Source organism: Desulfofustis glycolicus DSM 9705, from assembly GCF_900130015.1.
GTDB lineage: Bacteria > Desulfobacterota > Desulfobulbia > Desulfobulbales > Desulfocapsaceae > Desulfofustis > Desulfofustis glycolicus.
On sequence record NZ_FQXS01000011.1, the window covers coordinates 43,315 to 58,658 of the forward strand.

At 58.7% G+C, this 15,344-nt stretch carries 16 protein-coding genes and 1 tRNA gene; 7 read left to right on the forward strand and 10 right to left on the reverse strand.

Annotated elements, in window-relative coordinates:
• Positions 1-63: 63 nt before the first annotated feature.
• From BUC26_RS10515 to BUC26_RS10535, 5 genes are all read right to left on the reverse strand, one after another.
• Positions 64-139 (reverse strand) — tRNA-Gln (locus BUC26_RS10515).
• Positions 130-1,068: a 4-(cytidine 5'-diphospho)-2-C-methyl-D-erythritol kinase gene (gene ispE, locus BUC26_RS10520; RefSeq protein WP_084540595.1), complete on the reverse strand. Its 939-nt coding sequence runs from the start codon at positions 1,066-1,068 to the stop codon at positions 130-132. The genes BUC26_RS10515 and ispE overlap by 10 nt, the downstream gene beginning before the upstream one ends.
• 8 nt (positions 1,069-1,076) lie before the next feature.
• Positions 1,077-1,406: a DUF1844 domain-containing protein gene (locus BUC26_RS10525; protein ID WP_143165980.1), complete on the reverse strand. Its 330-nt coding sequence runs from the start codon at positions 1,404-1,406 to the stop codon at positions 1,077-1,079.
• A gap of 59 nt (positions 1,407-1,465) precedes the next feature.
• Positions 1,466-3,049 carry a phosphoglycerate dehydrogenase gene (gene serA, locus BUC26_RS10530; protein WP_073375849.1) on the reverse strand — a complete coding sequence of 528 codons (1,584 nt, stop codon included), beginning with the start codon at positions 3,047-3,049 and terminating at the stop codon, positions 1,466-1,468.
• The gene (locus BUC26_RS10535; RefSeq protein WP_073375851.1) at positions 3,037-3,312 is read right to left on the reverse strand and encodes a hypothetical protein; all 276 of its coding nucleotides are present in this window, start codon (positions 3,310-3,312) and stop codon (positions 3,037-3,039) included. Before BUC26_RS10535 ends, serA begins: the two co-directional genes overlap by 13 nt.
• A gap of 289 nt (positions 3,313-3,601) precedes the next feature.
• Here BUC26_RS10535 and gltX point away from each other — a divergent pair, with 289 nt between their 5' ends.
• From gltX to feoB, 7 genes are all read left to right on the forward strand, one after another.
• Entirely contained in the window at positions 3,602-5,101 is a 1,500-nt protein-coding gene (gene gltX, locus BUC26_RS10540) for a glutamate--tRNA ligase (protein WP_073375852.1), read from the forward strand.
• A 4-nt stretch (positions 5,102-5,105) separates the two neighbouring features.
• On the forward strand, positions 5,106-6,797 hold the full coding sequence (locus BUC26_RS10545) for a glutamine--tRNA ligase/YqeY domain fusion protein (protein ID WP_073375956.1): 1,692 nt from the start codon (positions 5,106-5,108) through the stop codon (positions 6,795-6,797).
• A 20-nt stretch (positions 6,798-6,817) separates the two neighbouring features.
• A complete protein-coding gene (locus tag BUC26_RS10550) occupies positions 6,818-7,057 on the forward strand; it encodes a FeoA family protein (protein WP_073375853.1) in 240 nt (79 codons plus the stop codon).
• 237 nt (positions 7,058-7,294) lie between these two features.
• Positions 7,295-7,597 (forward strand): FeoA family protein, encoded by a 303-nt coding sequence (locus BUC26_RS10555; RefSeq protein ID WP_073375854.1) that lies wholly within the window; start codon positions 7,295-7,297, stop codon positions 7,595-7,597.
• A 98-nt stretch (positions 7,598-7,695) separates the two neighbouring features.
• Entirely contained in the window at positions 7,696-7,893 is a 198-nt protein-coding gene (locus BUC26_RS10560) for a FeoB-associated Cys-rich membrane protein (protein ID WP_073375855.1), read from the forward strand.
• Position 7,894: 1 nt separating this feature from the next.
• Positions 7,895-8,128, forward strand: coding sequence for a FeoA family protein (locus tag BUC26_RS10565; RefSeq protein WP_073375857.1), 234 nt, complete (start codon positions 7,895-7,897; stop codon positions 8,126-8,128).
• A 203-nt stretch (positions 8,129-8,331) separates the two neighbouring features.
• The gene (gene feoB, locus BUC26_RS10570) at positions 8,332-10,554 is read left to right on the forward strand and encodes a ferrous iron transport protein B (protein WP_073375858.1); all 2,223 of its coding nucleotides are present in this window, start codon (positions 8,332-8,334) and stop codon (positions 10,552-10,554) included.
• Between the two features lie 216 nt (positions 10,555-10,770).
• On the opposite strand, the gene BUC26_RS10575 is transcribed toward feoB, so the two are convergent.
• Genes BUC26_RS10575 through BUC26_RS10595 form a run of 5 tightly spaced genes read right to left on the reverse strand, consistent with a single transcriptional unit; the run spans position 10,771 to position 15,306 of the window.
• Positions 10,771-11,034, reverse strand: a complete 264-nt coding sequence (locus tag BUC26_RS10575; protein ID WP_073375859.1) for a hypothetical protein — start codon at positions 11,032-11,034, stop codon at positions 10,771-10,773.
• A gap of 44 nt (positions 11,035-11,078) precedes the next feature.
• A complete protein-coding gene (locus BUC26_RS10580) occupies positions 11,079-12,575 on the reverse strand; it encodes a gamma-glutamyltransferase family protein (RefSeq protein ID WP_073375860.1) in 1,497 nt (498 codons plus the stop codon).
• Positions 12,572-13,693, reverse strand: coding sequence for a carboxylate-amine ligase (locus BUC26_RS10585; protein ID WP_073375861.1), 1,122 nt, complete (start codon positions 13,691-13,693; stop codon positions 12,572-12,574). The genes BUC26_RS10580 and BUC26_RS10585 overlap by 4 nt, the downstream gene beginning before the upstream one ends.
• Positions 13,683-14,921, reverse strand: coding sequence for a M20 metallopeptidase family protein (locus BUC26_RS10590; protein ID WP_244155835.1), 1,239 nt, complete (start codon positions 14,919-14,921; stop codon positions 13,683-13,685). The genes BUC26_RS10585 and BUC26_RS10590 overlap by 11 nt, the downstream gene beginning before the upstream one ends.
• Entirely contained in the window at positions 14,914-15,306 is a 393-nt protein-coding gene (locus BUC26_RS10595; RefSeq protein ID WP_073375863.1) for a DUF4177 domain-containing protein, read from the reverse strand. Before BUC26_RS10595 ends, BUC26_RS10590 begins: the two co-directional genes overlap by 8 nt.
• Between the last annotated feature and the right edge of the window lie 38 nt (positions 15,307-15,344).

Below are 15,344 nucleotides of genomic sequence, written 5' to 3' on the forward strand. Positions count from 1 at the left end.
GCGTAACATTGTTGTGGCTGGGGCGGCAGGATTCGAACCCGTCGCGCACAGCGCGAAAAACTGTGGCTGGGGCGGCAGGATTCGAACCTACGAAATGCCGGGATCAAAACCCGGTGCCTTACCGCTTGGCTACGCCCCAGCAGCAACTCTGGTCAGGAAGACTGTGCCGGCAAACTCCGCCGCAATGCGTTCGGCCACCGTTGTCAATGAGGCCTCCGTATAGAGACGCTCGGCAAACAGGCCAAACACCGTCGGACCACTGCCACTCATCAGTGCTCCTTCGGCACCCGCCCGCAGCAGTTCTGTCTTGATCCGGCCGATGACCGGCCAACGCTCTACGGCAACACGTTCCAGGTCATTGACCAAGTGTGCCGGAGAAACAGCGGTCCGTTCATTAATACGAAAACCACGAATTTTAGATTTTTTCCCCTTTGTTGTCAATGCGTAATTTTCAAAAACCGTCTTCGTCGATACGGCAAAACCCGGATTGACGAGCAGTACGAAGAATCCCTGCAACGATGCGGTTTCGATAAGCACCTCGCCGATACCGGTGGCCTCGACAGCTGTCGCCCGGTGGACAAAAAAAGGGACATCAGCGCCAAGCGAACAACCGAGTTCGATCAATTCCCGCTGACTGAACGGCTCGAGCAACAAGCCGTTGAGAGCCCGCAGTACAGCGCCGGCATCGCTGCTGCCGCCGCCAAGACCGGCAGCCACCGGAATCCGCTTGACAAGCTCTATCTCGACACCGCAACAATCCGTGCTTGCCGCTGCCTGCAGGAAACACTCCGCCGCCCGAGCCGCCAGGTTGTCTCCAGCCGACTGCAGGTCAGGATCGTCGCAGCGGCAGACGATTCCCGGTCGCTCGGTAACCTGCAGCTCAAGTCGATCGCAGAGTTCAAGTTTCTGCATGCGGGTGACCAGGTCATGGTAACCGTCAGGTCGCTGCCCGATCACATGCAGCGTGAGATTGATTTTTGCCGGCGCCCGGAGGCTGAAGGGCCGCTGCCCGATGACCCCGGGACGCCAGGCACGGCGTACCTTTGTGCCGAGATGCCTGCTTTTCACCGCTGGTTTTACGGTTTTTTCCTGACTGCATTGACAAAACGGATCTTGACATCATAGAGGATGTTTTTCAGCAGTTCGTTTTCCTCTTCCGTCAGGTTTCCTTTGGTTTTTTGTTCCAGCACAACCAGCGTGTCGATCGCGTGTCGGGCCAATTCGAAATTGACGACCCGTCCACCGGTTTCCGGATCTGCCAGTTCACCGAGGTGGTAGAGTGCGGATGTGTTCAAAGACATGACAAAGGTCGAAAAGGTGACCTCGGGCATGACGCATCGTCCCTGCTGATCGGGAACCTTGCCTTCGCCGCAGGGTGCTTTGTCGGTTTTCTGTTCGCTCATCATGGTCCTGTTTCCCCTCGCAGGTTGATAAAGGCGGATGAAGCCATAGTAGCCAGGCTCGATCAGAGGTCGAGCGCCTGGGCATCGGAAATGTTGTCGAGCGCCCGCACCCGCTCAAGCAGCTCGCTAGTGATCAATTGGTCGGTACCGAGAAAGATGATGTTTTGCTTGCTTTTCTCTTCCTGGCCGACCGTCATGCGCGAAATATTGACCCGGGCCTTGCCGAGCTCGGTCCCGAGCGCGCCGATCACGCCGGGCACATCGTTATTGAAGACGAGCAGCATCGGTCCGGACGGCAAGGCCTCGAGACGGAATGTGTTGAGGCGTACCAGCCGTGGTTCGTTCTTGCCGAAAACGGTGCCGACCAGGACATTCTCGCCGGCATCGGTGATCACCTTCACCGACAGCTGGTTGATGAAATCCTCGGTCCGGTCGGTTCTCGATTCGACGATCTTGATCCCCCGATCCCGCGCAATGATCGGTGCATTGACATAGTTGACCGCTTCTTTGAGGATCGGCATGAACAATCCCTTCAGGAAGGCGACCGTGATCGGGCTGATATTGAGGTCGGCCAGAGCCCCGCCGTATTCGAGCACCACCTCCTGGACCCCGCCGCGGGCCAGTTGCATGTGCATATTACCGAGCATTTCACCCAGGGTGATATACGGCCCGACCTGGGCCAACACCTCATCGCTGACCGACGGCACGTTGACCGCATTGGTAACCGTGCCCTTGAGCAGGTAGTCCGCAACCTGTTCGGCGATGGCAACGGCCACATTCTCCTGGGCCTCGCTGGTCGAAGCGCCGAGATGCGGCGTACAGATGAAGTTGTCCAAGCCGAGCAACGGGCAATTTTCCAGCGTGGTCGGCTCCTGGGCATACACGTCGAGTGCGGCGCCGGCGATCTGACCGCTCTTGAGCGCTTCGTACAGGGCAGCCTCATCACATACCCCGCCGCGGGCACAGTCGATGAGCATGCCGCTTGGTTTCATGGCGGCAAAGAACTCGGTCGACAGCAGGTGTTTGGTCTCCTTGGTGAGCGGCACATGCACAGAGATATAATCGGAGCGAGCCGCCAGCTCTTCGAGACCGACCAGTTCCACACCTATCTTTTCCGCCACCTCCCGCGGCATGTGCGGATCGTAGGCGATGGTCTTCATCTTCAGCCCCTGGGCCCGGTTGGCGGCAATGCTGCCGATCCGGCCGATGCCGACGACACCGAAGGTCTTGCCGCTCAGCTCGTGGCCCATGAATTTCTTCTTTTCCCACTTGCCGCTCTTCATCGATGCGGTCGCCTGCGGAATATTGCGCGATAGGGCCATCATCATCGAAATAGCCAACTCGGCAGTGGTTGTTGCATTGCCGTCCGGAGCGTTCATGACGATCACGCCTTTCTGGCTGGCAGCCGGTATATCGACATTATCGAGTCCGATACCGGCACGACCGACTACTTTCAGCCGGCTGGCGGACTCGAGCAGGTCGGCGGTAACCTTGGTGGCACTCCTGATAATCAGTCCCTCGTAACCACCGATGACCGCCTTGATCTCATCTGGCCCCAAGCCGGTCTTGACATCAACCTCCAATCCCGCCTGTTTCAGGATATCGACCCCGACCTGAGCCAGGTTGTCACTGATTAAAACGCGCATTTCCACTCCTCGCTGACAAATCTCTCCACTGAATCGTCTGCCTGTGCCACAACAGGCACATCGACGAGCGCCACACCCTTTGCAGCACTAATAAACCGGAAAGTATACTGTTTCGTTAAAAAGAGGACAATCAAAAATACCACCGTTTCACCGTCGCCCCCCTCTTTCACGCTTCGGCAACACCGATCTTTTCCGGCAGAGACGTTCATATCCGTTGAAGAAACCGGCGCAAAACGATATAACCCCCCAGTGATTGAAGTCATGGGGGGTACCTGAAAATCAGTTTTACAGGCTGAAATCCCCGGGCTGGTTGGCTCTCTCGGAGGCTGCCTCGTGAAGGCCCGGCTGGGCGGAGAATCAACCAGCCCATCCGGCCACGATGCCGATTTTCATTGTTCATTGTGATGTCCCGTCATGGTGGTTATATGAAATGAATGCTAACATGAATGCTGTTCCCGGCATCACCAAGACCACCGCAATCCGTTGCCGGCAAGACCGATTGTCAAAGAGACCGGCAGGCCGAAGTACTACCAGACACACCCAGGAATAATCATGCAAGAAACCCGTCTTCGTTTTCCCCCCAGCCCGACCGGCTATCTGCACATCGGCGGTGCCCGAACGGCACTCTACAACTGGCTCTATGCCAGAAAGACCGGCGGCAAGCTGATCCTGCGCATTGAAGACACCGACGTCGACCGCTCCACCCGGGAATCGATCGACGGTATTATCGACGGCTTGACATGGCTCGGCATCGACTGGGACGAAGGGCCGTACTTCCAGACGGAATTCAGCGACGACCATCGCAGTGCAGCCGCCCGGTTCCTGGCCGACGGAGCTGCCTACAAATGCTTCTGCAGCAAAGAAGATCTCGAAGCAAAGCGGGAAGCGGCGCTGGCCGCCAAAGGCGATGTCCGTTACGACGGGACCTGCCGGACGTTGAGCAGGGAGGACCTTGCCGCCAAAGAGCGCGCCGGCCTGCCGTATGTGCTCCGCTTCAAGACACCGCACCGGGAAGGCACAATCGGATACGACGACAAGGTACTCGGCCGGATCGAGAGCAACTACCGGGAAATCGACGATTTTGTTGTCGTACGCTCCAATGGAGCACCGCTCTATCTGCTGTGCAACGTGGTCGACGATATTCGCGATCGCATCACCCACGTGGTTCGCGGCCAGGACCACATGACCAACACCATCAAGCAATTGCTGCTCTATGAGGCGCTCGGCGCACCCATCCCGGTCTTCGCCCACATGCCGCTGACACTCGATACGAAGAAAGCGAAGATATCGAAACGGAGTCATGGCGAGATTGTCGCGGTCCAGTTTTACCGGGACCACGGCTTCATCCCATGGGCCTTCAACAATTTCCTGGTACTGCTCGGCTGGTCGCCCGGAGACGATCGGGAATTCTTTTCCCGGGAAGAGCTCATCGAAGCCTTCAGCCTGGAACGAATCAACAAATCGGCATCGATCTTCAATTATCGCAAAGGCGACCCGAAGTTCTTCACCGATCCGAAAGCGATCGCCATCAATGAGCACTACCTGCGAACCATGCCGATCGAGGAGTTGGCGCCCCTGGTCAAAGAGGAACTCACCACCGCCGGCCTCTGGGACAACGCCTACGATGCAGACCGACACTCGTGGTTTCTGGCCACGATCGAATTGATCCGCAGCCGCTTCCATACCCTCAAAGACTTCAGCTCCCTCGGCAGGGCCTATTTCAGCGACGATTTCCAAATCGACGAAAAGGCCTTTCGCAAGAATCTGGCCGCCACCCCGGATCTGCAGCTCTGGCTGCCCGAACTGGCCCGGGAGTATCAGGCAATGCCGGATTTTTCGCTGGCCGAGACCGAGCGGCTGGCCCGGGCCGCCGCAGAGCGAGCCGGCGTCAAACCGGGCATCGTTATCAACGCGATGCGTACCGTGCTCACCGGGCAATTGGCAGGACCGTCGATGTTCGACATCCTGCTCGCCCTCGGCCGGGAAACCGTCGTCAAACGAATGCAGGCAACGCCCGAGCTTTATCACCCCTTTCAGCCCCAACAGCCCTGACGTGATGAACAACGATACCCCCACCGACCGCAGCAGACCCCTTGATTTCATCCGGCAGATCGTCGCCGAAGATCAGAAAAGCGGTAAGCATCCGCAACCGGTTACCCGGTTTCCTCCGGAACCAAACGGTTTTCTGCACATCGGTCATGCCAAGTCGATCTGTCTCAATTTCGGCATCAGCAACGAGTTCGGCGGCCGGTGCCACTTGCGGTTCGACGACACCAACCCGAGCAAAGAAGAGGCCGCCTACGTCGAATCGATTAAGCGCGATGTCCGGTGGCTCGGCTTCGACTGGCACGAGCACCTCCACTACGCTTCAGACTACTTCGAACAAATCTGCCACTTTGCCGAGCGATTAATCGAACTCGGCAAGGCCTACGTCTGCGATCTCACCGGTGAGCAAATCCGCGCCTACCGCGGTACCCTGACCGAGCCGGGCCGAGAGAGTCCGTATCGCAACCGATCCGTCGAGGAGAACCTGCGCCTGTTTCGGGAGATGCGGGCCGGTATCTATGGTGACGGCGAGCGCGTCCTGCGCGCCAAAATTGACATGGCGTCGCCGATCATCCTGATGCGCGATCCGGTCCTCTATCGGATCCTCAGGGCGCCGCACCACCGGACCGGCGACGCCTGGTGCATCTACCCGATGTACGATTTCACTCATTGCCTCTCCGACATGCTGGAGTCCATCACCCATTCGCTCTGCACACTGGAGTTTCAGGACAATCGTCAGCTCTACGACTGGGTTCTGGACACCCTGCAGACACCGTGTCATCCGCGGCAGATAGAATTCGCCCGGCTAAACCTGACTTATACGGTAATGAGCAAGCGCAAGCTCCTGCAGCTGGTCACCGACGGCCATGTCGACGGCTGGGACGATCCCCGGATGCTCACTATCTCCGGCTTGCGCCGGCGCGGCTATACGCCGCGGGCTATCCGTACCTTCTGTGAGCAAATCGGCATCGGCAAAAAAGAGAGCTGGATCGACATGGGCGTCCTGGAAAACGCAATCCGGGACGATCTCAACGAAACCGCCCCGCGAGCAATGGGAGTGCTCGACCCGGTCAAGGTCGTTATCGACAACTACCCGGACGACCAAGTCGAGTTCATCGAGGCCAGGAACCACCCGCAACGGCCCGAACTCGGCAGCCGCAGTCTCCCGTTCAGCCGGGAACTCTATATCGAACGCGAGGATTTCCGCGAGACCCCACCCGGCAAATTTTTCCGCCTCGCCCCCGGTCGTGAGGTCCGACTCCGTTACGCCTACTACATTACCTGCGTTTCCTGTGAAAAAGATCCGCAAACAGGCGAGATCACCGTCATCCACTGCACCTACGACCCGCAGACCAAGGGCGGCAGCTCGCCGGACGGCCGTAAGGTCAAGGGCACCATTCACTGGCTGTCGGCAGCCCATGCCGCCCCCTGTACCATCAATCTCTACGATCGTCTGTTTGCGGTCGAGCATCCCGACGGCGACAAGGCCGTCGACTTCAAAGAGCATCTCAACCCTCATTCCCTGCACACCCTTACCCGCTGCCTGGTCGAGACGTCCCTGGCCGATCTCCCTCCCGGCAGCCAAGTGCAATTCGAGCGCCAGGGTTATTTTTGCCGCGACCTTGACAGCGGCACGCCCGATCATCCGGTCTTCAATCGAATCGTCACCCTGCGCGATTCCTGGGCAAAGGTCAACAACTAGAAAACCGACGTCGGGACACCATGCATATCGTCAATCTGCGCCAGATGAAGAAAGACCAGTCCGGCACCATCGTTGCGGTCAAAGCCACCGGCATACTCGGCCGGCGCATCAGAGAAATGGGACTGGTTCCGGGCACCGAAATCACGATCAAAGGCCGCGCCCCGCTCAACGATCCGGTCGCCCTCCGGGTCATGGACGGGACATTGACCCTGCGCAACAACGAAGCAGACTTTATCACCGTTCAGATCGATACTCCGTAAACCCGCTCCGGATGTCATCCTGTCACATTTTTCCGTCCGTTTTTCCGTGCCGTGCAGAACGTCATGACACGCTGATCCGATAATAGCTTTCGCTGACTTTTAGGAACCCCTCATTTTTTTTGCACCTCATTGCAATACGTATTGACAGGGCTTAATGTTTGTTGTACCTAAAAGACACATTTTCAGCGGCCGGAACCAATCCGGTTCACCGGAAAATGAAGGACGAAGGGAAAGGACATGGTCAAAAAGTGGTTCGGACAGGGATGCGGTTTCGGGCGAAAGAATCACAACGGCCGGTGCGGGCTCAAGGCCTGCTCCGGTGTACCGCTGAGTGCCAAGCGAACCTGCGGCAGGACCAAAGTCTGCTCGATCACCGGGGATCGAAAACATTGTGCCCGACTGGCCGCCATGGGACTCTATCCCGGAAACGAAATTGAATTGGTCAGTGCGCCCGACGGAGAGAATTGTCTGGTCAGAGTGCATGGCGGAACGATTTCCATCGATCGTGACACCCTGGACCATATCGTGGTAACCGACTGACGGCGCTTAGTCTGTCACCTTAATTCGCGACACCGGCTGCGGCCGGTTTTTTCAGGTCCTTTTTATTAGGACACCCTAACTATTGACAAGGAACACCTATGTGGCAAACAATTCTCATCTGGCTCATTATCGCACTCTGCGCCTTTTTCATCGGCCGGCGATTTTTCCGCCAATGGCGTTCCGCACTGAGCGGCAAAACGGTTTCCTGTTGTCTTGACTCAGGCTGCAGTTGTTGTCCATCGGCAACATCCTGCCCGACCGATCACAAAGAAAAGCAGATCAACGCCGGGAGCTGACATGACCACCACCTCCATCCGTAACCTCAACTGCGGCCAAAGCTGCGTCATTTCAACCATCCGCGCCGAGGGCGAACTCGGCAGGCGCATCAGAGACATGGGCCTGGTCCCTGGAACCGTTGTCACCATTTACGGCCGGGCACCTCTGAAAGACCCGGTTGCCCTGAAAGTTGGCGGCACCATTGTTACCTTGCGCAACAGCGAAGCGGATCATATCATGGTAACGTCGGACTGAACGGCAAGCCACCACCGTTTCGGCACTCACTTGAGCCTTTTGCAAAACTTAGATTTTCGTTCAAAATCAAGGCATGCGAAAAATTTCACCGCAGGCATGGATGATATTCCGAGGATAAAATTTTGAGCATAACGCAGAGTTTGGACGAAAAGATTGTTTTGCAAATGGCTCACTTGTAACGCTCTCACAACCGGACAACACGCATGACGAATCCAATCCAGAGCTATACCTTTGCCCTGGCCGGCAATCCCAACGCCGGCAAGACCACCCTGTTCAACCACCTGACCGGCGCCCGGCAGCATGTCGGCAATTATCCCGGCATCACCGTTGATCGTAAAGAAGGCTATCTCAACGATAACGGGCGTAAAATCACCATTGTCGATCTACCCGGAACATATTCCCTGACCGCCTATTCGGCAGAGGAACTGGTGGCCCGTGATTTCCTGGTCAATGAAAAGCCGGAGGTGGTGATCAATATCGTCGACGCGTCCAACCTGGAGCGTAATCTGTATCTGACCACCCAATTTCTCGAACTCGGCGTACCGTTGGTCATTGCGCTGAATATGGTTGATGTTGCTAAAACCCGAGGCATTACGGTGCAGGCGGAAAAACTCGAGGAGATACTGGGTGTTCCGGTGGTACCGATCGTCGCCCGATCGGGCCTCGGAACCCGCGCCTTGCTCGATGCCGCCTGTCGCATCGCCGCCGAGGGAAATGCTTGGCAACCACTGGACATCTCCTACGGTGACGACCTCGACGCGACGATTCTGCGCCTGGTGGAGGTGATCACTACCAGCCGCTTCCTGACAGCGCGTTACCCTGCCCGTTTTACCGCAATCAAGTACCTGGAGAACGACGAACAGATCCTCGACCGCGGCCGTGACGAATCACCGGCCATCGCCGCAGAACTCGAGGCCGATGTGGCGCGGGTATCGCAGCACCTGCAAAAAACGCTCAATGTCTTTCCGGAGGCCATCATCGCCGATCATCGGTACGGCTATCTCAAGGCCGTTCTCCGCGACGGAGTCATCACCCATGCCTTTGATGTCGACCGCCTTTACACCTCTGACAAAATCGATAAAGTCGTCACCAATCGGCTACTCGGCCCATTGATCATGATCGGCATCCTGCTCGGCCTCTACCAGTTCACGTTTTCCTGGAGCGAGATACCGGTCGTCTGGATGGAATCATTTTTCGGCTGGCTGGGAGCGACGGTGGAGAACCTGCTGGCCGAGGGGCCGCTCCGCTCGCTGCTCGTCTCAGGCATCATCGACGGGGTCGGCGGTGTCCTCGGGTTCGTACCGCTGATCCTGTTCATGTTCTTCGGTATCGCGGTCCTTGAAGATTCCGGCTATCTGGCCCGGGTTGCCTACATGATGGATCGTGTCTTCCGCTCATTCGGCCTGCACGGCTCATCGGTCATGCCCTTTATCGTTTCCGGCGGCATTGCCGGCGGCTGTGCAGTCCCTGGCGTCATGGCCACCCGAACCTTGCGTTCACCAAAGGAGAGGATGGCGACCCTGCTCACCGTGCCGTTCATGAATTGCGGCGCCAAACTGCCGGTTCTGGCACTGTTGATCGGCGCCTTTTTTGCCGATCACCGGGCACTGATGATGTTTCTGTTTACCATGCTGGCCTGGCTTGTCGCCCTCTGCGCCGCGAAATTTCTCCGCCTGACCGTGCTGCGCGGCGAATCGACACCGTTTGTCATGGAGCTGCCTCCCTATCGGTTCCCGACCCTGCGCGGCTTGCTTATCCATACCTGGGAACGAACCTGGCAGTATATCAAGAAAGCCGGCACGGTGATTTTGGCCATCTCCATCCTGCTCTGGGCGATGATGACGTACCCCGGTCTGCCGGACGCCGAACAGCAGAACTACACCGAGCAGCGTCAACAGGTCATGGCCGCCTACCCGGAAACGATGGACGAACAAGGTGGCGTCGAGGCGAAGCACCAGGTCGACGCTGTCGATGAACGGGCCGCTCTGCTGGCGGCCATCGACCGCGAAGAATCAGCCGCTGCGCTTCGTCATTCAGCGGCCGGCCGGATCGGCCTGGCCCTGGAATCCCTGTCCAGGCTCGCCGGCTTCGACTGGCGTACCAACATAGCCCTGATCGGCGGTTTTGCCGCCAAGGAAGTAATCGTTTCGACGCTCGGCACCGCCTATTCCATGGGGGATGTCGACGCCGAGGAGAGTGCCTCCCTGAGCAAGCGTTTGCAGCGATCGGACGACTGGAATCGGGTCGTCGCCGTTGCAGCGCTGGTCTTCATTATGTTCTACGCCCCCTGTTTCGTCACCGTGGCCTGTATTGCCAAGGAATCTTCCTGGCGCTGGGCCGCCTTCTCGATGACCTTCAACACCATCTTCGCGTTCGGCCTGGCAGTTCTCGTCTATCAGGTCGGTACCATCCTCGGACTGGGCTGACCGCAATGGCACCGATTCGGGATGCGCACCACAACAGATTAAGGGAACTTGAAAATTCGGAATTTCGTTCTAGATCAAGGCGCGCAAGAAAATTTTTTCCGCAGGCATACAATTGATATTCCGAGGATAAAATTTGATTGCGCAACGATGAGATTGGACGGAATGATAATTTTTCAAGGTTCCCTTCAGACCGTATTCCGATTCCCGAAGGTGGTGTTAACGAACGTTGCTGCCCAGCTCGGGCAGCAACGCAAAGAGAAGCAGCAAGGCCAATACGGCCAGCACTGCGGAAACCAGCCTGGTCAGCCACGGCGAGCTGCGGCCTCGCTCCGGGCGGCTGCCCAGATGCAGGCTGACCAGGCGTTGCAGTTCCTCCGGCGATGGCGGCAGTGACGGTTTTCGGTCGGCAGCCGAGCGGGTCACCCGCTTGTCATCAGTCGTCCGTCCATCAGCCTGATCCGAATCCTCTTCGCTGGTCATCCTGGGCCTCCTTCTCGCCGCCATGCCGCCTGCACTCGCCTACCTCACACTTCAACGACGGCCCCACCCCGGCGCGGATCACCGGCACCGCAACAGCCGGGGACGACGCCATGGACTCCGCCGAAATAGACATCTTGCCGGGACCAAACCCTGAGCGGCGCCAACGCCGCAAGACACTGGACGACCGGTTCGGCAAGGCCCGGTTCAAGCTGGATCACCGTACCGTCCCAGTGCAGTCGCGGCGCGCAAACCGCAGCAGCGACCGACCGCCGGCCATCGACGACCTCGCAGATAACCCGAATCAACGCCGTTCTGATCCGTTTCGAACCGCCGCTGCCAATCACCAGAATGACCCGGCCATCCCGGCAGAGCAGTGACGGGGACATCATTGACAGCACCCTTCGGCCGGGGGGATCGACATGGAAGCCGCCGGGATGGAGGTCATCTTCGCCCATCATGTTGTTGAGCATGACCCCGCTGCCCGGTGCGAAATATCCCGATCCCTCACCGTTGGAGCAGGTCATCGAAGCGCAGTTGCCCCAGCGGTCGGCGATACTGATGTGGGTGGTGCCCCGAGAGAACAGCGGAGCCTCGCCGTCCGCCGATAGTCGAGCCGTATCATCGATCACGGTCTCCTCGCGGAGGGAATCGATGCGGCGTTGCACGTCGACCAACCGGGCCAGCCGCTCTGCTTCGTCGTCATCACCGTCGGCGCCAGCCTCCTGTTCGAGCATTGCCAGTGATCGACCGATCAAGGTGCCGCCCAGAGACGGTCGGGCTGCGGTCACCAGTTCGTGATTCCGGTAGGGAAATCGCAGCGGCGCTCGTTCATGTACCCGATAGCGGGCCAGATCCTGCCGGGTCAGCAAGCCGCCCTGAGTCTCCATGTCACGATCGATCGCCGCCGCCAGCTCACCGTGATAGAACCCCCGGCCGCCTTCGACGGCAACCCGTTCGAGAAACCCAGCATACTCAGAATTGACCAACCGATCCCCGGCCTGCAGTAACACCCCGTCGGGTGCGTACAAGGCTCGGCCGGCAGCGCTCCTGGTCATGATCGGCTCAAGTAGCGAGAGAAAATGCGCCTGCTGCCGGTTGACTTCATGGCCGAGAGCGGCCTGCTTTCCCGGTTCAACCAGCGCCACAAGGGGCATGCGCCCCAACCGCTGCCGGATGTGCAGCAACCCCTGCAGCGTGCCCGGCACGGCCACGGCGCCGAGGCCGACGATGAACTCCTGGGATGAATCGGAGAATTGAACGGCAACCGGCGTAAAATCGAGGTACTCTCGCGGCAACCGGCGTCCGGCGCCGGGGGTATCGACAAAAAAGTCGAAAAACAGATCCTGGCCGAATTCCTCGCTGTGGCCGACCAACAGCCCACCGCCGCCAAGACTGGTGAGCGTCGGTTCAACCACCGCTGAAACAAATCCGGCAGCGACCACCGCATCAAACGCGTTACCTCCGGCCCGCAGGATCTCCGCCGCCGCTTCGCTAACCAGTGGATGACCCGAGGCGACGACCGCTTTTGGGCCACATCTCATTTCCAGAACCCCTGCTGCACCTCGCGGATCACCTCTTTAAAATTCCCGGTCTGCCGATAAATCCGGCGCTGCAGATCGGCCCCGGTCCCTCCGGAAATGATCGAGTCAAGATAATCGAGATAGGAAATCGAATTGAGCTGCACCGACGACTCGGTGACCTTTTTCTTCAGCAGCATCGCGGCCAGCCGTAGATTCATTGCATGGCTGCCGAGCAGACCGGTCGGATCGATGAAACGCCCTTCCAGGCCATAGCGAGCCGCCTGCCATTTGTTCGCCTGCAACAGACTGAGCTGCAGAGGCCGAGTCTCGCCGGCCCGGTCGACCAGCCAGGCGACCGTTCCCTGGATCAACGCGACGATGGCCAGGATGTCGTTGAACCGTGTCGGCAGATCGCAGATTCTGATTTCCACGGTACCGAACGTACCGTTTGGTCGAACATCCCACCACACGTCGTGAATCGTCTCGATAACGCCGTGTCGTTTGAGCTCATCGAATTGAGTGGCGAAGGCCTGCCAATCGGGCATATATTCATAGATGCCGGCCAGCGGCAGCACTTCGAAGAGCTTGGTGCGGTAAGACATCAAGCCGGTATCCTTGCCCTGAAAAAACGGCGACGACGTGGACAGGGCGAGGAAGACCGGCAAAAACGCCTGAATCGCATTGCAGACCCGAATAGCGGTGTCCCCGTCCACCATGCCGACATGGACATGCAATCCCTGAGAAATAAAACGACGGCCGATGATCTGCAGCTCCTGCATGATTCGCAGGTACCTGCTGTCATCGGTCAACTCCTGACCGGCTGCGCGAGCGAACGGATGAAGACTGGCGGCATAGAGGAGGCAGCCGTTGTCCTCGGCAAGTTCATCGGCCAGCGAACAGGTCTGCAGCAGATCGTTTTCAACGGCGCGAACATTGTTGCAGATACCGGTCTGGATTTCCAGCATCGACTTGATCAATTCCAGGGCCAGGCGCGGTCGCAACAGCTGCGGGGCGAGATTGAGCAACTGGGGACCGAAGGGGACCAACGAACAATCGCTGCGATCGATGATCTGGAACTCGATTTCGACACCGAGTGTAAACGGCGCACTCGGTTGGAACTGATAGGATTCAGCGGCCATCTGTCGAACGATCTCCCGTGAGGTTCACCGTTCCCGGTTGCAACAACCACCGCCAGGCGACCTGAGCGAGCCAGCGGGCCCCGATCTCCAGACAGCTTTCGTCGAAGGTGAAGGTATCACTGTGCGCCGGCCCCGAAGCACCGGCCGGCGCCGCTCCGAAACGGACCAGACATCCTGGGACGCGTTGCTGATAGAAGGCAAAATCTTCACCGCCGAGACTGGCCGGCCCCTGGGATATCACCTTGTCGATGCCGGCGGTCTCCCAAGCGGCCGCACGAGCGATCTCGGTCGCCGCAGCATCGTTGAAAACCGCCGGCAGACACTCTTCGAAGGTCAGTTCGGCCTGTACCGCGTACATCCCTGCCAACGCACCGACGATACGGCGCAACCCGTCGATGGTCCGCTCCCGGGTCGCCGTATCGGTCGAACGGATGGTCCCTTTGAGCAGGGCCTCGCCGGCGATGACGTTATGGGCGCTGCCCGCTTGGAAACTGCCGATGGTGATCACCTCCGCCCGGTTCGGGTCCACCTCCCGGGAAATCAGGGTTTGAATGGCCATTACCAGGCCGGCGCCGGCAACCACCACATCGGCGGCCTCGTGCGGCCTGGCAGCGTGTCCGGCTCGGCCGCGCAAGGCAATGGTAAACGGATCGGCATACGCACAAATGAGCCCTGGATCGACCGTGATCTGCCCGGTCCGGTAATGGGTATCGATATGACCGGCGAACATCGCACCAACCCCATCCAAAACGGAGTTCTCGATCATCCGGAGCGCACCGTTGCCCCGCTCTTCGGCCGGCTGGAAGATCAGCCTGATCCGGCCCGGAAGCCGGGGTGCACGCTGCAGCAGCGAAGCCGCGCCAAGAAGCATGGCGACATGACCATCGTGACCGCAGGCATGCATCCGCCCCGGATGGTCGGAGGCAAACGGTAGACCGGTACGTTCGACAATCGGCAGCGCGTCCATATCGGCCCGCAGACCGACAATGGGTCCCGACGCATCGGCGGGTCCGATGTCGGCAACGACGCCGGTCCCACCGACAATGTGTCCGGTAATTCCCCGTTCCGCCAGTTTATGCCTGATAAAGGCGGCGGTCCGATGCTCCTCGTAACTCAACTCCGGAAAACGATGGAGATGGCGACGAACGGCCAGCAGCCATTGGTGCAGCGCGTCGTCGACGCGGCAGTCCAGCCGATCTCCGGCCTGATTGATGGTCGATTTACTCAATTTTAATCGCTCCAATGACATTATCGTCTGCCGCACCGGAACTACTGCGTTCAGGCCGCTGCTGCAGTTCGCCGGCAGAAGAGTCCCGGGAGGAATCCGTTCGCCGTACGGTTCGATCCTCCGGCAGGTCCGAAACTCTCTCTTTGCTGAACGACGGTTCGACAACCTCCGGTGCATCGTCGACGACGACCGCCCGTTGACCGAGCGGCTGCTTGAAAAACGCGATGATGCCGTCTTGCATCTCCAGCAGCGAAACCAATTCCCAGCCGCTCCGGCCGAACTCGTTCAACTCCTGCTCGATTTCCGTCTCGTCAAGGAAAACACCGCCGAGCAACCCCTCTTTCTTCATCTCGAAAAGAACCGTTTTATAACCCCAGCGCGTCATCGATATCCTGCCTGTTGATAGATAATAGGGAGCCTGAA